Here is a 15,789-nt window from a genome sequence, read left to right on the forward strand (position 1 = left end):
TTACAAAGAAATACTGGAAGAGTTCTTTACTTCTCCAATAGTAAAAATTGAATGCGTACTGCCAATATGCTTTATGGTAGTAAGCTTAGTTACCATAAACTCGCGGTACGCTTTCATATCTTCAACAAAGATCTTTAGAATATAATCGTAATCACCACTCACATGAAAACATTCAGAAACCTCATCTAGTTTTCCGATTTCTTTTTCAAAATTGGAAAGAAATTCTTTTGTGTGCTGTAGCAATTTGACATGGCAAAAGATCAAGAACGACTTGTTGATCTTGTCTTTGTCTACAAGCGCAACATATTTTTTGATGACCCCTTCTTTTTCCAATTTTTTGATACGCTCATAAATAGCCGTAACAGATAAATTCAATTGCAAAGCAATTTGCTTATTGGTTTGCTTGCTGTCTTCTTGAAGAAGTGTGATAATCCTTTTATCGATTCCGTCTAATACCATGATGAAAATATTTCTGTAAGAAACCTGTTTTTAAGAAGTTTGTAGAATTTATATTCCTATTTTAAATCAAAAATAGAAAATAAAACTATAATTAATCAATTTGATTGATTTTTATTCTATTCTGTTGTTGCTTTGTGGTATTAAAATCAATTACCATGAAATTTAATCCGGCAGATAATATTCAAGACTTACAATACTTTGGAGAATTTGGAGGTGTAAACCCTTCTATTTCTGATTCATCAACCTATACATTCCTATCAGCAAAAACAATGTTTGATACTTTTGAAGGAAATGCTGATGGATGTTATTTATATTCAAGACACACTTCACCAAGTAACCTATACTTAGGAGAAGCTTTAGCAGCAATGGAAGGTACAGAAACAGCAAATGTTTCTGCATCCGGAATGGGAGCTATTACACCGGTATTATTGCAATTATGCCAGGCAGGAGATCATATTGTTTCCAGTAGAACTATCTACGGAGGAACCTATGCTTTTTTAAAGAACTTCACTCCAAGATTAAATATTGAAACCACTTTTGTAGATATTACAAAGTTAGATGTAGTAGAAGCTGCAATTACTAAAAACACAAAAGTGTTGTATTGCGAAACAGTAAGCAACCCATTGTTAGAAGTAGCCGATATTAAAGCATTGTCTGAGTTGGCTAAAAAGCACGGAATTGCTTTGGTGGTAGACAATACATTTTCTCCACTATCTGTAGCTCCTGCAAAATTAGGAGCAGATGTTGTTGTACATAGTTTGACCAAATTCATCAACGGATCTTCAGATACTGTTGGAGGTGTGGTTTGTGGTACGCAAGAATTCATTGATCAGTTAAGAAATGTAAATGACGGAGCTAGTATGTTGTTAGGCTCTACCATGGATAGCTTGCGTGCTTCATCAGTATTAAAGAACTTAAGAACATTGCATATCAGAATACAGCAGCACAGTAAGAATGCAATGTATTTGGCAGAAAAGTTTGAAGCTGAAGGATTAAAAACAGTATATCCGGGATTAAAATCGCATCCATCTCACGAATTATTTACATCGATGATGAACCCTGATTATGGTTACGGAGGAATGTTAACCATTGATGCAGGAAGCTTAGAAAAAGCAAATGAGTTAATGGAATTAATGCAACACAAGAACTTAGGATATTTGGCAGTGAGCTTAGGGTTCTACAAAACCTTGTTCTCTGCTCCGGGATCTTCTACTTCTTCAGAAATTCCAGAAGAAGAACAAAAAGAAATGGGATTGTCTGACGGATTGATCAGATTCTCAATCGGATTGGATAACAACATCGAAAGAACCTACGAAATGATGAAGGCTTGTATGTTGGAAGTAGGTATGCTGACTAAGGAAGCTACATTGGTTTAAAAATCTCTGAAGGCTCTTCCATAAATGCCTTCTATGAACTCCCAAATGCTTCCGGCTTCAAAATCTCTCTGAAAAGGTTTTGTATCCCAACGATCACCATTTTTGACCAATTCAAAACTAAACAACGAAGAATTTGCGTCGTCCTCTTTTAATAGAGGATAGCGCAAATCTTTGTATATAATTTGTCCGGTTGAATCGATTTTTTGCAAAGTAAAATAGTCTTTGCTAAACCACTTTAAAACTTCTAAGTCTTGATGACTCATATCTAGCAAGTCATGATTTTTCGGAATAGGAATCATATACGTAGCTAGATCACCTTTATCAAACATGGAATAGAATGTAGCGTAATAACGATCATTGGTTTCGGCAACACTGTACCACAAAAAATTATTTAAAATGGTAGGTTGAGCACTAAATCTAGTGTAGTTGATCTCAGCCTTTTCAAAAGATTTTTTAAAAACACTATCCATATATAACTTGTTTCCTATGGTAAATAGCAAATAAGTAGAACTTATATAAATTCCAGCTTTTGTCCATTTGAAACGCTTGGGATTTGATCGCTTGAAAAACATGGCAACGATCAAGGTCAATAAAAACGGAATCGTATAAAAAGGATCTGCCACAGAGATGTTATTAAAAGCAACTCTGTAATCTGTAAAAGGTAAAAAGAGTTGAGTTCCGTAGGGGGTAAAACTATCCAAAATAGGATGTGTGAATATAGAGAGAAAGAAGAGCCAAATCCAATCTTTGAGATTGGTGGTGTCTTTTCGTCTGCCAGAATTATAGAGTTCATAAAGAATGAATCCTAAAACCAGAGATGCAATACAGGCAAAAACAACGGAATGCATAAATCCCCTGTGAAAAGCCAATTGATCTATCTCGTTTCCGTAAAAAAGATTGCCAAGCAGTACATCCAAATCAGGAATAGTTCCTCCTATCGCTCCAAAGAGCATGGCTTTGTTTCCTATTTTCTTTCCCAAAGCTACCTCTCCACATGCAGCTCCTAAAACAATCTGAGTTAAAGAATCCATAAACACAAATGTAAGAAATCAAGCCATTTGCGTAGCTTCTTCGAAAATCGTAACATTACACTTCCAAAAAAATCAAAATATGCAAGACGATAAGAACCTTTCAGAAATAGATATTCAAGACCAACATATTATGGAAAATAAAGATTTGAGTTTTTTCCAATCTTTAATTCCGGTTATCGTTCTGTTAGGCTTCCTAGCATATAATATTTTTTGGGCTGATGGAGCCATGTTTGGAGATTATTCCAATCACTACATTCTTTTGATAGGTGGACTTGTCTCAGCAATCGTTGGTTTTTTCAACAGAGTCTCTATAGTGAGAATGTTCTTAGAGATTTGGGAAAATTGGAGAAGTATCATGGTACCAATTTTTATTCTTCTCTTGGTAGGAGCATTGGCAGGAACTTGGCTGGTAAGTGGTATCATCCCGGCAATGGTATATTACGGGCTTCAAGTATTGAGTCCGGAGATTTTCTTACCGGCATCTGTAGTCATTGCAGCAATCATTTCTATTGCTACCGGTAGTTCATGGACGACATCTGCAACCGTAGGGATTGCATTGATAGGAATAGGAGGAGCTTTAGGAATTCCGTCAGGGATGATTGCGGGAGCTGTGATCTCAGGAGCTTATTTTGGAGATAAAATGTCGCCTTTAAGTGATACAACAAACTTGGCACCGGCTATGGCTGGAACAGACTTGTTTACTCATATCAAATACATGGCTTATACAACGGTTCCAACAATTGTAATCACTCTCATTGCTTTTGTAATCATGAGTTTTAGTATTGATATTACAGGAAACCCTGATACTGACTTTTTATTAGCAACGATTGAAAGTAGCTTTAATATTACCCCTTGGTTATTCTTAGTTCCTGTTACTGTTGTAGTGTTAATACTTTTCAAAACAAAACCTCTTTTTGCATTAGGTACAGGTGTTGTAATGGCTGCTATATTCGCATTAGTTTTTCAATCTGCGTTAGTTGATAGATTATCAAACTCTAAAACAGAAGTAATTGCTAATTCAGTTTTCGACAGCACGAATATTGGAATAGATGATAAAGAGTATGTTGGAGCTTTTACTAATGAAGAATTAACTGCAATAAAATCAGATGAGTATTTAAAGAACATTTTTACAGAAGATGATCTGAAAAAGGTTCTTTCAGAAAAAGACTTTATTAATGTTTTAGCTCCTTTTGGTTTAGATAAAAGTACACTTGAATATAAGGTAGACAACTTAGAAAAGCTGGTTACAATAAAAAGGTTAAAAAAATTATTTAGTTCGGGAGGAATGGGAGGAATGGTTTGGACTATTTTATTGATTGTTTGTGCTATGGTTTTTGGAGGAATTATGGATGCCATTGGAGCCTTAGCAAAAATTACCAAAGCATTGTTGTCTTTGGCAAGCTCTATTTTTGGGTTATTTGCCAGTACAGTAATAAGCTGTTTAGGATTAAATGCTATTGCTTCAGATCAATACTTAGCAATTGTAATTCCTGGGAAGATGTTCAAGCAAGCGTTTGAAGATAGAGACTTAGCACCGGAAAACTTAAGTAGAACCTTAGAAGATTCCGGAACAGTAACTTCAGTATTAATTCCGTGGAATACCTGTGGAGCTTACCAATCGGGAGTTTTGGGAGTTGGTGTAGGAGAATACTTTGCGTACGCAATCTTTAACTGGTTATCGCCATTTATGACTTTAACGTTTGCTGCGTTGAGAATTAAGATTAGACAACTAAGATCTTAGATAAACCAATTCCAAACCAATCCAAAACGGATTACAAAATCACGATACGGATAGTTAGGAGCAGAGAAATAATTCTTGTTCCCAACATTAGATAAAGCATTGTCAACTCTAAAATAGACACGTGTTCTTCTTACTTGTGCATTAAAGAACAAATCTACTGTTGGGTACCCAATATCTGTAGTGTTCTGTAATGTAAACTCCGCTAAGATTGGGTTATAAGCATTGGCTTTGTACTTGGTAAAGTATTTAAAAGTAGCTCCAATTTGCACTTTCATAGGTTTCCCTTTGAACCAGTAATCAGAATAGTATAACGTATTACGAGTTACAAATTCAGGAACTCTAAACACAGAACTACCTCCACTTACATTTTGGTACATGATTGTGTTGTCTAGAGCAAACTTTTTGTACTTGAATTCACGAGAAGCTTTTACCTTTAGATATGTAACATTTTCAGAAGATTGGTAAGGTTGGTTGTCTTCGCCAAAATAAGTGTAATTCTCAATATTGGTTAAGTTGGCACTGGCATTTACCCATTTTGAGTTAAATTGGAATCCTAGATCTTGAGTTCTTACATTGTCAAAATTATTTACCCAATTGTATTCGTTATAGGTACTTTGATGTAGTAAGAAATTAAAGTTGGGCGATTTAGAATTCAATAAAAGACTAGCTTTTATCGTAAATAAACTGTCTTTTTTATAAGATAGATTTCCATGTAAGTTTGTTCCGGAAAGTCTACCGTTACCCGGGGTAATTTCTCCTGTGGCATTCAATTGAAAACCTTTTACCTTGGCATTCCAATCTGCTCCAAAAGACGCTCCATCTCCTTCTAGCTTTCTTGTGTTTGTAGGTAAATTCTGATTGAAGATATCGCTATAACCATAAGAATAGTTCATCAAACTAGATTTCACTCTAAAAGTTCCCAAAACGTATTTGGAATTGAACTCTACAAAGAATTCATTCTTTAAAAAAGAATTTTCTACTCGATCATTAACCGCACCTGTGGCGGTAGCTGTTCCTAAAAATGAAGTCGAAGAGTTTTGTTTGAATTCATAGGATTTTCCTTCAGACAAGAACGTGTGTCCAATTTTTAAATTGGTAAAATTCTTTTGTTGTAGAGAGTCTTTTTTGCCCAGTAATTTAAAGTCGTGCTGAACATATAACCTGCTTCCTTTAAATAGGTTTTCTGTATCGTCAAGGTTTACATCCAAACGAGCTCTGTCTGTAAAGTTAGGATCGTTGTTAATAAAAGATTGTAAAGCTCCTGTAGTCAATCCACCACTTTCTTCATTCAAAAGATCTTGTGTAGCCAGATGTCCGCGAATTGTATACTGACCTTCTTTGGTCTCATAACGAAACGTTGTTCTGAAATTCCCTTGGCTTACCAATGAATTCCTATATTTTCCTAAAGAACGCAATCCTTTGTAGGCAATAGAAGCGTTGAATCTTCTAGAAAAATTCAATGTAAAGAATGATTCTAAGAATTGTCCTTGCTCCATTGTTGTTAAGAACATGATCTCCGAAGTAGGAGTAGGAACATCGTAATGATTGATATCTTCTACATTGAGATAAAAGAATTGTTTGGCTCTGAATCCAATATCAGGGTGCAAGCTCAAACGATCAAACTGGTATCCTAGACTATTAAAAGTTTGTCCGATGTTATGAAAAGGAAGCAACTCAAAGTTGTCTTTTCTCATAAAATTGAACTTATAATGCTTTTTAATAGTCAGAGTGGTATCTATATAGGTAGTGTCCTTAAAAAAAGAAAGGATCTTATAATCAGTATACTTGGTTTTCCCGCTTAACTTCACCTTTACATTGGTGTTTGTGGTGTCGCGAGGTACAAATGTGTTATTGTTAAACCGTTCTTTGTCTCCTAGTGTTTTTTGTTGCGAAAACATCAAATGGCTACAGCAAAAAACAAAAACAAAAAATAAGACAAGGTTTCTTTTCATAAGGTATTTGTTATGATAGGCAAAAGTAAACTTTTAAACGGAAAACTACTTACTTCATTACAATGACGGACTTTTTTAACACTATATTAGTTCAAATCATTCGAAAATAATCTATCTTTAGAACGATCAAAAAAAAATAGCTATGATATCTTGATCCCTTATTTCCATTATTGGGTTTATCTCTTTTATCCGGTTATTTCCTGATCACCTCATTTTTTATTAACTAATTAATCTATTTAACTATGAAAAAAATTGTTTTTGTATTGTTATTCTGTATCCCACTTATCGGAATAAATGCTCAAATAGGCGGAACGTCTAGCAGCAGCTGCAATGAAGTAGTTGGGCCCTTGTTTGGAATGAATTATAGCGGAAATGTTATTGAATATTCTTGGCAAAATGATGTTTCATGTCCAAACCCTCCTTGTGGACCTCCGGGATTTATATTTTATGATATAGAAATTGAATACGGGATTGAATGGCCTGACGGTTCTATTGTTTGGAGCTTTCAAGAGTCTGTTAATGATTATGGATTGATAAGTACAGAGCCGGTACATTCTTATTCATTCACTATTGCTCATAAATCTAAATACGTAAGATTTAGAGTAAGAGTTGAAAATTTTTCAACGACTTGCAATAATCCTTGGTCAAATTGGATCATTTATCAATTCTATTAATCTTTTAAACTCTTATAATCATGAAAAAAATTGTTTTAGTATTATTTGCCATGATGGCAATTTCAACAGTGAACGCACAATTAACTGAAGTTATCAATGACGATTGCGATGAAGTTGTTACGGATTTAAAAGGAGAAATCTTTATTGGTAATCAACTAGGAATGGCTTGGACTTTTGATACTGGAGGAGTTTGTACACAATGCGGACCTCCGGCTTTTGTAGAATACAGAGTCGAAATTGAGACAGGTTATATGGATGCTACTGGAAATATGGTTTGGGGAGCAACTCAAAGTCATACTGTTTATGAATCTGATACAGTGGCTCGACCTAATTTTGCAGCTTATGTTGGACAAAGAACAAGTTATGCAAGGTTTCGAGTGAAGATAGTTAATGATGAAGACTGTAACCCTTGGACCGACTGGAAAGTAGTATCGGTGGCCTAAATAAATTACCAAAACACCATCATCAACTATGATGGTGTTTTTTTATATTTGACCATGCTTAAAAACAATTACAGTGGGTTTGCATTAGAAGCAGGAACCGATGAAGCCGGAAGAGGATGTTTATCCGGACCTGTGGTAGCGGCGGCTGTAATTTTACCCTTAGATTTTGAGCATGAGTTTCTAAACGATTCCAAGCAAATTTCGGAAGCAAAAAGAAAGATACTACGCCCTATCATTGAAAAAGAAGCCATCGCCTTCGGAGTTTCTTTTGTACACAATGAAGAAGTAGATGAATTGAATGTATTGCATGCTTCCATTACAGGAATGCATCGTTCTGTAGATCAACTTTCAGTAGCACCGGAATTTATTATTGTAGATGGAAATAAGTTCAAACCATACAAAGAAATTCCTCATGAAACCATTGTAAAGGGCGATGCCAAGTATAAGAGTATTGCAGCAGCTTCAGTTTTGGCTAAAACCTATCGAGATGATTTTATGGAAAAGATCCATCAAGAATTTCCAGACTATAAATGGAATAAGAATAAAGGCTATCCAACACAAGAACACCGAGCTGCAATTCTTGCCTCAGGAGCTACAAAATATCACAGGAAATCTTTTAAATTATTACCTACTCAATTAAAGTTGGACTTCTGATAAGAATTCCTCCACTTCAAACTCTTGTTGAAAGTGATTTAGTATTTTGCTTTTTACCTCTTCTAGGTCAACTTTTCTATTTAACTCAGCCTCTAAAGATGTTACTGCTTTTCCGCGAATTCCACATGGAATGATATTGTCAAAATATCCCAAATCTGTATTAACATTCAAAGCAAACCCGTGCATGGTTACCCATCTGCTGCTTCTAATTCCCATCGCACAGATCTTTCTGGCAAAAGGAGTACCTACATCAAGCCAAACACCTGTTTCACCTTCACTTCTTTCACTTTTCACTCCGTATTCGGCCAATGTTTTGATGATTACTTCCTCTAAAAGCCTTAAGTATTTATGAATATCAGTAAAGAAGTTTTCAAGATCTAAAATGGGATACCCAACAATTTGCCCCGGACCATGATAAGTAATATCACCACCTCGGTTAATTTTATAGTAGGTTGCATTCTTGTCTTTGAGCTGTTGTTCGTTGATTAACAGGTTGCTTTGATCTCCACTTTTACCCAAAGTATATACATGAGGATGCTCTACAAAAAGAAAATAATTGGGTGTTATTTTAGACAGATTATCACGCCTATTTTCTCTTTTAATGTCAATGATGTCGGTTAATAGATCGGTTTGGAAATCCCAGGTTTCTTTATAATCTTTTGGACCTAAGTCTTTTAATGTTATTTTTTTGTTCATAATATATTATGCAAAGGTAAATAATTACCTATATTTGAAACTAATAATCAACAATCAACCTTAATTTCGATTAAACAATGAATATTAAACTACCCTTAAAAATGTTCCTTGTTTTCTTCTTACTTAGCTCAATAGCTATAGCACAGAAAACATATTGGACAAAAAGTAAATTAGACCCTACGAGTAGAATAACTACCTCGAAAAACCTAAAAAAAGGCCAGTATCATATCTTCTCTTTAGATATGAATGGGTTAAAAGCAAAACTTTCTAGCGCACCTTTAAGATCAGATACAAATTCACGTTCAAACGTGATTGTGAGCTTTCCGGATCAAGACGGAAAATTAGAGCGATTTAGAGTTGTAGAAACTCCTTTATTAGCTCCAGAGATTGCAGAAAAACACCCTAACATTAAAACATACCTGGGTTTTGGTATAGATAGCCCGGGTGCTAGAGTTCGTTTTAGTGTAACTCCACAAGGAGTACAAACCATGACAACTTATTTAGATAAGCCAAATGTGTTTACTGCACCGACAGCTAAGAATTCTTCAAACTACATTACTTATAATAGAGGAACAAGAATAAAATCTGTAAAAGATTTTGAATGTGATACTGAAAGTGAGTTTGTTCCTATAAAAGACAGATCGTCTCTTACCAACAGAGACGCAAACGATCAAATTTTGAGAACTTTTAGAATTGCAATTTCAACAAACGGAGAGTATACAAACTTCTGGGATGATGGAAACAATGCAAATGGAGACGCTCAAGATGATGCATTTGCTCAATTGGTAGCAACATTAAACAGAAACAACGAAGTGTTTGAGGTAGACATGGCTGTTACTTTTACCTTAGTAAGTGGAACAGAATTGGTATTCCCAAATGCTGCTACTGATCCTTATTCAGGATCATTAAACTCTCAATTACAATCTACTTTAACAAGTACTGTAGGTGAGGCTAACTACGACATTGGACATTTATTTGCCTTTGGAGGAAAAAATGGTAACGCAGGATGTATTGGTTGTGTTTGTGTAGACAATCAAAAAGGAAGCGGATTCTCTCAACACGATTTTACAGACAATGACGGAGGTCCTTATATGACAGACTTCTTCGATATTGATTATGTACCGCATGAAATTGGTCACCAAATGGGAGCTAATCATACTTGGTCTTTCAACTCAGAAGGAACCGGAGTAAACTCAGAGCCTGGAAGTGGAACAACAATCATGGGATATGCAGGAATTACAGGATCTAATGATGTACAAGACCATAGTGACCCTTATTTCCATTACCATAGTATCGATCAAATCTTAGATAACTTAGAAACGCGTACATGTTGGACATCAACAGCCATTGTAAACAATCCTCCTGTAGCAGATGCAGGAAACGATTATACCATTCCACAAGGAACAGCTTTCGTTTTAAGAGGAGCTGCAGCAGATGCAGATGGTAGTGATGTACTTACCTATACTTGGGAGCAAATTGATGATGGGGTAACTACCTCAGGAAACTTTGGGCCTACAAAAACAACAGGAGCTGTATGGAGATCTAGACCTCCTAGCACCAACCCAAACAGATACATGCCTATTATGTCTAGAGTGGCATCAGGACAATTAACAGAAAGTAGTCCTTCTGAAACAGTAGACAATACTTCTTGGGAAACAGTTTCAACTGTATCAAGAACATTAAACTTTGCTTTGATCGTTAGAGACCGTTCTGAAGCAAACGGAACAGGGCAATTCCCACAGTCAGATTTTGATTTAATGACTGTAACTGTAGATGGAAATACAGGTCCGTTTACAGTAACTACACCAAACTCTCCGGTAGAGTGGGATGCAGGAACTACACAAACCATTACTTGGTTAGTAGCCGGTACAGATGGAGGAGCGGTAAATACACCAACAGTAAACATTCGTTTGTCTACAGATGGAGGTTTAACATTCCCATTCTTATTGGCAAGTAACGTTCCTAATGATGGTAGTCACAATATCTCAGTTCCGGTAACAGGAGGTGGAGATACTTCAACTGCCAGAATTATGGTAGAAGGAAACAACAATATTTTCTTTGCAGTAAACAGTTCTAACTTCTCTATTAAAGAAACAGAATTTGTGATTTCAGCTGCAAACAATACAGTAACAGTTTGTGCTCCTGATAATGCAGTCTATAACTTAACATACAACACATTCTTAGGATTTACAGACGTAACTAACTTTACTGTAGAAGGATTACCGGCAGGAGCTTCAGGAAGTTTCAGTCCAACTTCGGCAACAGCAGACGGAACAGCGGTAACTTTTACAGTTTCTGGAACCAATGCCGTTGCACCGGGAAGTCATCCATTTACAGTAAAAGGAACTTCGGGAGCTATCGAAAGAACTGTTGGATTAACATTAAACGTATTTAACCCAACCATTGCTGCACCAAACTTAACAACACCGGCAGACGGAGCAATAGACTTCCCTGCGGCAGGAACTTTAATGTGGGATGCTGATGCAAACGTAGAGAACTACTTAGTAGAGGTGGCAACCGATCAAGGATTTACAAATATTGTAGATTCAGGTACAGTACAAACAAACTCGTATGTGTTGTCTAATTTGAACAATACGACTCAGTACTACTGGAGAGTAACACCTTCAAACCAATGTGCTACAGGTACAGTATCTAGTGTGTATTCATTTACAACAGCTGCAATTGATTGTGCTACGTTCTCTGCAACAGATCTACCACAAACGATCTCAACAGTAGGAAACGTAACATATACCTCTACTATTACTGTAGGGCCTAACTACCCAATAACAGATGTAAATGTAACCTTTAGCGCTACGCATACATTTGATGCAGATTTAGATATCTTCTTAACCAGCCCTAACGGAACTACAGTTGAGTTAAGTACAGATAACGGAAGTTTAAATGATAACTATATCAATACTGTTTTTGACCAAGAAGCGACAACTCCAATTACATCAGGATCTGCGCCATTTACCGGTTCATTTATTCCTGAAGGAGATCTTTCTACAATTTACGGAGAGATGTCAGGAGGAGACTGGGTATTATCTGTAACAGATGATGCAGGTCAAGACGGAGGTAGTTTTGATGCCTTTAGTATTGAATTATGTGTGCAAGGAACACTTTCTACAAAAGAAGTAGAAGGAAACCTTTCTAACTTGTCTTTATATCCAAACCCATCAAATGGTGAGTTTAACTTAAGCTTTGACGCTGAAGACAGCGATGAAGTGAAGTTGCAATTATTTGATGTAGCAGGAAGAATGGTAAAGCAGTTAGATTACAATAACGTAGGTGCAAGATTTGCCAGAAGAGTTCCTTTCAAAGGAGTTTCTAAAGGATTGTATCTGCTAAGAATTACAAACGGAACTAAGTTCTCCACCAGAAAACTCGTTATCGAGTAATAAATTTAATAAAAGTTGAAAAGGCCGATTGCATTTGCAATCGGCTTTTTTTTTATAAACTAAAACGGAATTCAATTCGTTTTAGAAACAATTCACTTACTTTTGTCTTATGTCTATCAAAGTACAATCCGTTTCCAAAACATACGGTCAACAACTGGCGCTAAATCAAGTTTCCTTTACAGCAAATAAAGGAGAGATTATTGGTTTTTTAGGTCCTAACGGTGCTGGAAAATCTACCATGATGAAGATTCTTACGGGATACATTCTTCCCAATGAAGGAGAAGTTTCTGTAGCTGAGATTGATGTGCTTTCTGATGCTATTCAAGCCCAAGGAAAGATTGGATACTTGCCGGAGCAAAATCCTTTGTATGCAGACATGTATGTACGTGAATATCTAGGATTTCAAGCTTCAGTATTCAAAGTTTCTAAAGAACGAATAGAAGAGGTAATTGGGCAAGTAGGATTGACACCGGAAGTACATAAAAAGATTGGGCAACTGTCTAAAGGTTATCAGCAGCGAGTAGGAATTGCAGCAGCTATATTGCACAATCCAGAAGTATTAATTCTAGATGAACCCACCACAGGATTAGACCCTAATCAATTGCAAGAGATTCGAGCTTTGATCAAAGAATTAGGAAAAGAAAAAACAATTTTGTTCTCTACACATATCATGCAAGAAGTAGAAGCGGTATGTGATCGGGTGATCATCATTAAAAAAGGAGAATTGTTGCTAGACAAACCTCTGCAAGAACTAAAAGGAAGCAATCAGCAAAATGTAGAAGTTACGTTCGATTATAAGATAGAAGAACAGTTTATTCAAAAACTATCCAATCTTACATCTTTTAAGAATAACTTTGATAACACGTGGCATTTAACCTTTAACGCTGAAGAAGATATGCGTCCGGCTATTTTTGATTTTGCTCAAGAACACGGATTAAAGATTCTAGAATTGAGCTCACAAAATCAAAGTTTGGAAAAACTATTCAAAGAAGTGACTGCTTCATAAAAAACAGAGATTCGGCACAAAACCAAATCCCTGCCCTTAAGATTATAAGTTGATTTTAGGCAATAAACCTGTGAATTGCTTCATAAGCATTGTCTTGATATTGTGTGTTGTTTAAATCTTGGAAAATCAAACTTTGATCAACCACAGGGCCGGTAAGAACATTCTCTTTACTAGCATAAAACACACCACTTTTGTACGACTTGTTATTGATTCCATCAACAAAACGTTGTGCTCCTTTTTCTAATTTATGAGAGAGCCCCATTAAAGGCATAAAGATGGGCATTCCAATATACTTGAATAAGATACGCTTTACAAAAGGAAGATCATTCATTCCTTCTGTACCTCTTGTTCCTCCCGGACTCATACTAATGAATTTGATATTTGGATATTTACGTGCCATGGACGACATCCATAAGGTTCCTCCGTATTTGATAACTCCGTAAACCTGCATAGCGTCAAACTTTTGTCCGAAGAAAGATCCGTCAAAAACTTTGGCAAATTCATCAGCAGAAGACGTTTGTAGATCCGGACGTTTCATCCCGGTTTGTTTGATTCCTCTTGCAGCTTCCGAACTAGCAAAAAGAGCTACTTTTTTTAGTTTGTTTGCTTTTAACAACTCATCTACCAAGACAACATGCCCAAGAAGATTTGCTGCTGTTATGGTAGTAACTCCCTCTTTTGTTAACTTTTCAGGAGTTTTACCTCCAATACCTCCGGCATTCATAATCAAAGCATCAATAGGCTCTTGTAAGCCTGCTACAGCTTTTTTTACAGAACTTGGGTTTGAGACATCCATAATAGTGATTTCAAAGATGTTTCTTCCGGTTAGTTCTTCCAAAAATCTCTTAGCAGCTTGCGCTTTGATCATATTTCTACAAGCCAGATAGATCTTTTCTGTCTCTTTTATCAGCGCCAACTGTCTGGCGGTATCCTTACCAATACCTGCATTGGCACCTGTAATCATTATTGTTTTGTTCATAATGGTATGTTTTAATGTGTTTGTGTCTTATTTTTCTCTGAATCGGATAAAAAGGATGATTCCGATAATTCCAAGTACGAATTCCAATCCGGTGGCTTTTACCAAACCATCAACAGGAGTTCCGTCAAGTAGTATACTGATTGCTCTTCCGGTTCCTATAGAAAGGAAAAGTAAAAATGAAGTAAGAGATGATGTATAGGTTAACTTCTTTACAAATGCTCCAAGAATAATTAATAGGGCAAAGGCTAGAAGTAAGGTGCTAGACGCTCGTGTGTCATTTAATACATTGATGTTTCCGGCAATATCAATCCCGGCTCCGGCTTTCATTTCAACCGGCATCAGCAAAGTAGCTCCTCCGATAAAAGTGAGTAATAATCCGGATACGATTAGAAAGATTTTTAAGGCTTTTGAATTTTTCATGATTCTGTTCTTTTAAATTGACAGGACAAAAATCATGAAAAGGCAAAGTCTTATTTTATCGTTTTAGTTCAAAGACTTCTCATTTTAGCTCACACGATACTCAGAAGGGGATTTTCCGTAGACGGAAGTGAAATTTCGGTTAAAAGTAGCAAGAGAATCAAAACCCACATCATAGGCAATATCTGAGACACGCAGGTCATTTGCTTTCAAGAGTTCAGCAGCTTTCTCTACTTTCTTTTTAGAAATGTATTTTTTTGGGCTTTCTCCAAAAACAGTTTTAAACTTTCGCTTAAAAGAAGAAATGCTTAAGTGGCATAGCGTGGCTAACTCTTCCAAAGAAAGATTGGCATAGAGGTTTTGGTGTATGGTAGATCTAAAATCTACTTCATTGGGTTTGAATAAGGCTGCTAGAAAGTCTAATTGAGAAGGAGCTTCTTGTGATTTTGATATGAGCAGTACAAACTCTTTTAACTTGTTCTTTATAATGCTGTCATCTACCAATTCAGGATTATCGAGAAGAATATCAATACTCTGTTTGTAGTTTTCTAAAAGACGATCTATTTGTACCTGCTTTACATTAAAATCAACAGTGTGATTAGAAGTAGATACATCAAATTCAAACAAGTCTTTTACCAAAGAAGGGTAGAGAAAAATTCCAATCGACTCTATTCCGTCTTTGCATTTCTCAGTGTCTTCACTAGGCTCAAAAAAATAGTTCAAGCACTTGGCAAGCATTCCTGTGCTTCTGTTGAGCAGTAAATAATCTTCTGAAGACCGAACACCCACTTCTCCTTTGTTTACAAACATAAAACAAGCTTCTTCTTCTACATAACTCTTTAAAGTTCTATTGAAGAAAGGCATAGAAAGTTTGATGAAAACAATACGATCCTTATATGTGATAACTTGTTCTTGAAATTCCATGTGTACTACTTTACAAAACTAGTTCAATTCAAACCTAGT

The 15,789-nt window shown here is 36.0% G+C and carries 14 protein-coding genes; 7 read left to right on the plus strand and 7 right to left on the minus strand.

Annotation, left to right across the window (positions count from 1 at the left end):
- The gene (locus ACFSRZ_RS15140) at positions 1-459 is read right to left on the minus strand and encodes an Lrp/AsnC family transcriptional regulator (protein WP_379667415.1); all 459 of its coding nucleotides are present in this window, start codon (positions 457-459) and stop codon (positions 1-3) included.
- A gap of 155 nt (positions 460-614) precedes the next feature.
- On the opposite strand from ACFSRZ_RS15140, the gene ACFSRZ_RS15145 reads away from it, so the two are divergent.
- Positions 615-1,835 (plus strand): aminotransferase class I/II-fold pyridoxal phosphate-dependent enzyme, encoded by a 1,221-nt coding sequence (locus ACFSRZ_RS15145; protein ID WP_379667416.1) that lies wholly within the window; start codon positions 615-617, stop codon positions 1,833-1,835.
- Here ACFSRZ_RS15145 and ACFSRZ_RS15150 read toward each other — a convergent pair.
- A complete protein-coding gene (locus tag ACFSRZ_RS15150; RefSeq protein WP_379667417.1) occupies positions 1,832-2,866 on the minus strand; it encodes a metal-dependent hydrolase in 1,035 nt (344 codons plus the stop codon). The genes ACFSRZ_RS15145 and ACFSRZ_RS15150 overlap by 4 nt on opposite strands.
- 79 nt (positions 2,867-2,945) lie before the next feature.
- Here ACFSRZ_RS15150 and ACFSRZ_RS15155 point away from each other — a divergent pair, with 79 nt between their 5' ends.
- Positions 2,946-4,607 carry a Na+/H+ antiporter NhaC family protein gene (locus ACFSRZ_RS15155; RefSeq protein WP_379667418.1) on the plus strand — a complete coding sequence of 554 codons (1,662 nt, stop codon included), beginning with the start codon at positions 2,946-2,948 and terminating at the stop codon, positions 4,605-4,607.
- Here ACFSRZ_RS15155 and ACFSRZ_RS15160 read toward each other — a convergent pair.
- Positions 4,604-6,559 (minus strand): putative porin, encoded by a 1,956-nt coding sequence (locus ACFSRZ_RS15160; protein WP_379667419.1) that lies wholly within the window; start codon positions 6,557-6,559, stop codon positions 4,604-4,606. The two genes, ACFSRZ_RS15155 and ACFSRZ_RS15160, sit on opposite strands and share 4 nt — an antisense overlap.
- 263 nt (positions 6,560-6,822) lie before the next feature.
- Between ACFSRZ_RS15160 and ACFSRZ_RS15165 the strand changes: the two genes are divergently transcribed.
- Genes ACFSRZ_RS15165 through ACFSRZ_RS15175 form a run of 3 tightly spaced genes read left to right on the plus strand, consistent with a single transcriptional unit; the run spans position 6,823 to position 8,330 of the window.
- Complete coding sequence (locus ACFSRZ_RS15165) at positions 6,823-7,233, plus strand: hypothetical protein (protein WP_379667420.1); 411 nt, start codon at positions 6,823-6,825, stop codon at positions 7,231-7,233.
- Positions 7,234-7,253: 20 nt separating this feature from the next.
- Positions 7,254-7,676, plus strand: a complete 423-nt coding sequence (locus ACFSRZ_RS15170) for a hypothetical protein (protein ID WP_379667421.1) — start codon at positions 7,254-7,256, stop codon at positions 7,674-7,676.
- 54 nt (positions 7,677-7,730) lie between these two features.
- Entirely contained in the window at positions 7,731-8,330 is a 600-nt protein-coding gene (locus ACFSRZ_RS15175) for a ribonuclease HII (protein WP_379667422.1), read from the plus strand.
- Here ACFSRZ_RS15175 and lipB read toward each other — a convergent pair.
- A complete protein-coding gene (gene lipB / locus ACFSRZ_RS15180) occupies positions 8,313-9,026 on the minus strand; it encodes a lipoyl(octanoyl) transferase LipB (RefSeq protein WP_379667423.1) in 714 nt (237 codons plus the stop codon). The two genes, ACFSRZ_RS15175 and lipB, sit on opposite strands and share 18 nt — an antisense overlap.
- Positions 9,027-9,103: 77 nt before the next feature.
- On the opposite strand from lipB, the gene ACFSRZ_RS15185 reads away from it, so the two are divergent.
- Complete coding sequence (locus tag ACFSRZ_RS15185) at positions 9,104-12,424, plus strand: zinc-dependent metalloprotease (RefSeq protein ID WP_379667424.1); 3,321 nt, start codon at positions 9,104-9,106, stop codon at positions 12,422-12,424.
- Between the two features lie 109 nt (positions 12,425-12,533).
- Complete coding sequence (gene gldA / locus ACFSRZ_RS15190; protein WP_379667425.1) at positions 12,534-13,430, plus strand: gliding motility-associated ABC transporter ATP-binding subunit GldA; 897 nt, start codon at positions 12,534-12,536, stop codon at positions 13,428-13,430.
- Positions 13,431-13,485: 55 nt separating this feature from the next.
- Here gldA and ACFSRZ_RS15195 read toward each other — a convergent pair whose 3' ends face one another.
- The 3 genes from ACFSRZ_RS15195 to ACFSRZ_RS15205 all read right to left on the minus strand — a co-directional run bounded on the left by ACFSRZ_RS15195 (position 13,486) and on the right by ACFSRZ_RS15205 (position 15,750).
- Complete coding sequence (locus ACFSRZ_RS15195) at positions 13,486-14,409, minus strand: SDR family NAD(P)-dependent oxidoreductase (RefSeq protein WP_379667426.1); 924 nt, start codon at positions 14,407-14,409, stop codon at positions 13,486-13,488.
- Between the two features lie 27 nt (positions 14,410-14,436).
- The gene (locus tag ACFSRZ_RS15200) at positions 14,437-14,829 is read right to left on the minus strand and encodes a DUF4345 domain-containing protein (RefSeq protein WP_379667427.1); all 393 of its coding nucleotides are present in this window, start codon (positions 14,827-14,829) and stop codon (positions 14,437-14,439) included.
- An 84-nt stretch (positions 14,830-14,913) separates the two neighbouring features.
- On the minus strand, positions 14,914-15,750 hold the full coding sequence (locus ACFSRZ_RS15205) for a helix-turn-helix domain-containing protein (protein WP_379667428.1): 837 nt from the start codon (positions 15,748-15,750) through the stop codon (positions 14,914-14,916).
- Positions 15,751-15,789: the final 39 nt, after the last annotated feature.

This window comes from Pseudotenacibaculum haliotis (assembly GCF_042684245.1).
GTDB classification, from domain to species: domain Bacteria; phylum Bacteroidota; class Bacteroidia; order Flavobacteriales; family Flavobacteriaceae; genus Polaribacter; species Polaribacter haliotis_A.

Coding starts and splice junctions, on each gene's coding strand:
- ACFSRZ_RS15175 (WP_379667422.1), top strand. CDS start 7,731: ATGCTTAAAAACAATTACAGTGGGTTTGCATTAGAAGCAGGAACCGAT.
- gldA (WP_379667425.1), top strand. CDS start 12,534: ATGTCTATCAAAGTACAATCCGTTTCCAAAACATACGGTCAACAACTG.
- ACFSRZ_RS15205 (WP_379667428.1), bottom strand. CDS start 15,750: ATGGAATTTCAAGAACAAGTTATCACATATAAGGATCGTATTGTTTTC.
- ACFSRZ_RS15195 (WP_379667426.1), bottom strand. CDS start 14,409: ATGAACAAAACAATAATGATTACAGGTGCCAATGCAGGTATTGGTAAG.
- ACFSRZ_RS15150 (WP_379667417.1), bottom strand. CDS start 2,866: ATGGATTCTTTAACTCAGATTGTTTTAGGAGCTGCATGTGGAGAGGTA.
- ACFSRZ_RS15145 (WP_379667416.1), top strand. CDS start 615: ATGAAATTTAATCCGGCAGATAATATTCAAGACTTACAATACTTTGGA.
- ACFSRZ_RS15155 (WP_379667418.1), top strand. CDS start 2,946: ATGCAAGACGATAAGAACCTTTCAGAAATAGATATTCAAGACCAACAT.
- ACFSRZ_RS15185 (WP_379667424.1), top strand. CDS start 9,104: ATGAATATTAAACTACCCTTAAAAATGTTCCTTGTTTTCTTCTTACTT.
- ACFSRZ_RS15140 (WP_379667415.1), bottom strand. CDS start 459: ATGGTATTAGACGGAATCGATAAAAGGATTATCACACTTCTTCAAGAA.
- ACFSRZ_RS15160 (WP_379667419.1), bottom strand. CDS start 6,559: ATGAAAAGAAACCTTGTCTTATTTTTTGTTTTTGTTTTTTGCTGTAGC.
- lipB (WP_379667423.1), bottom strand. CDS start 9,026: ATGAACAAAAAAATAACATTAAAAGACTTAGGTCCAAAAGATTATAAA.
- ACFSRZ_RS15170 (WP_379667421.1), top strand. CDS start 7,254: ATGAAAAAAATTGTTTTAGTATTATTTGCCATGATGGCAATTTCAACA.
- ACFSRZ_RS15200 (WP_379667427.1), bottom strand. CDS start 14,829: ATGAAAAATTCAAAAGCCTTAAAAATCTTTCTAATCGTATCCGGATTA.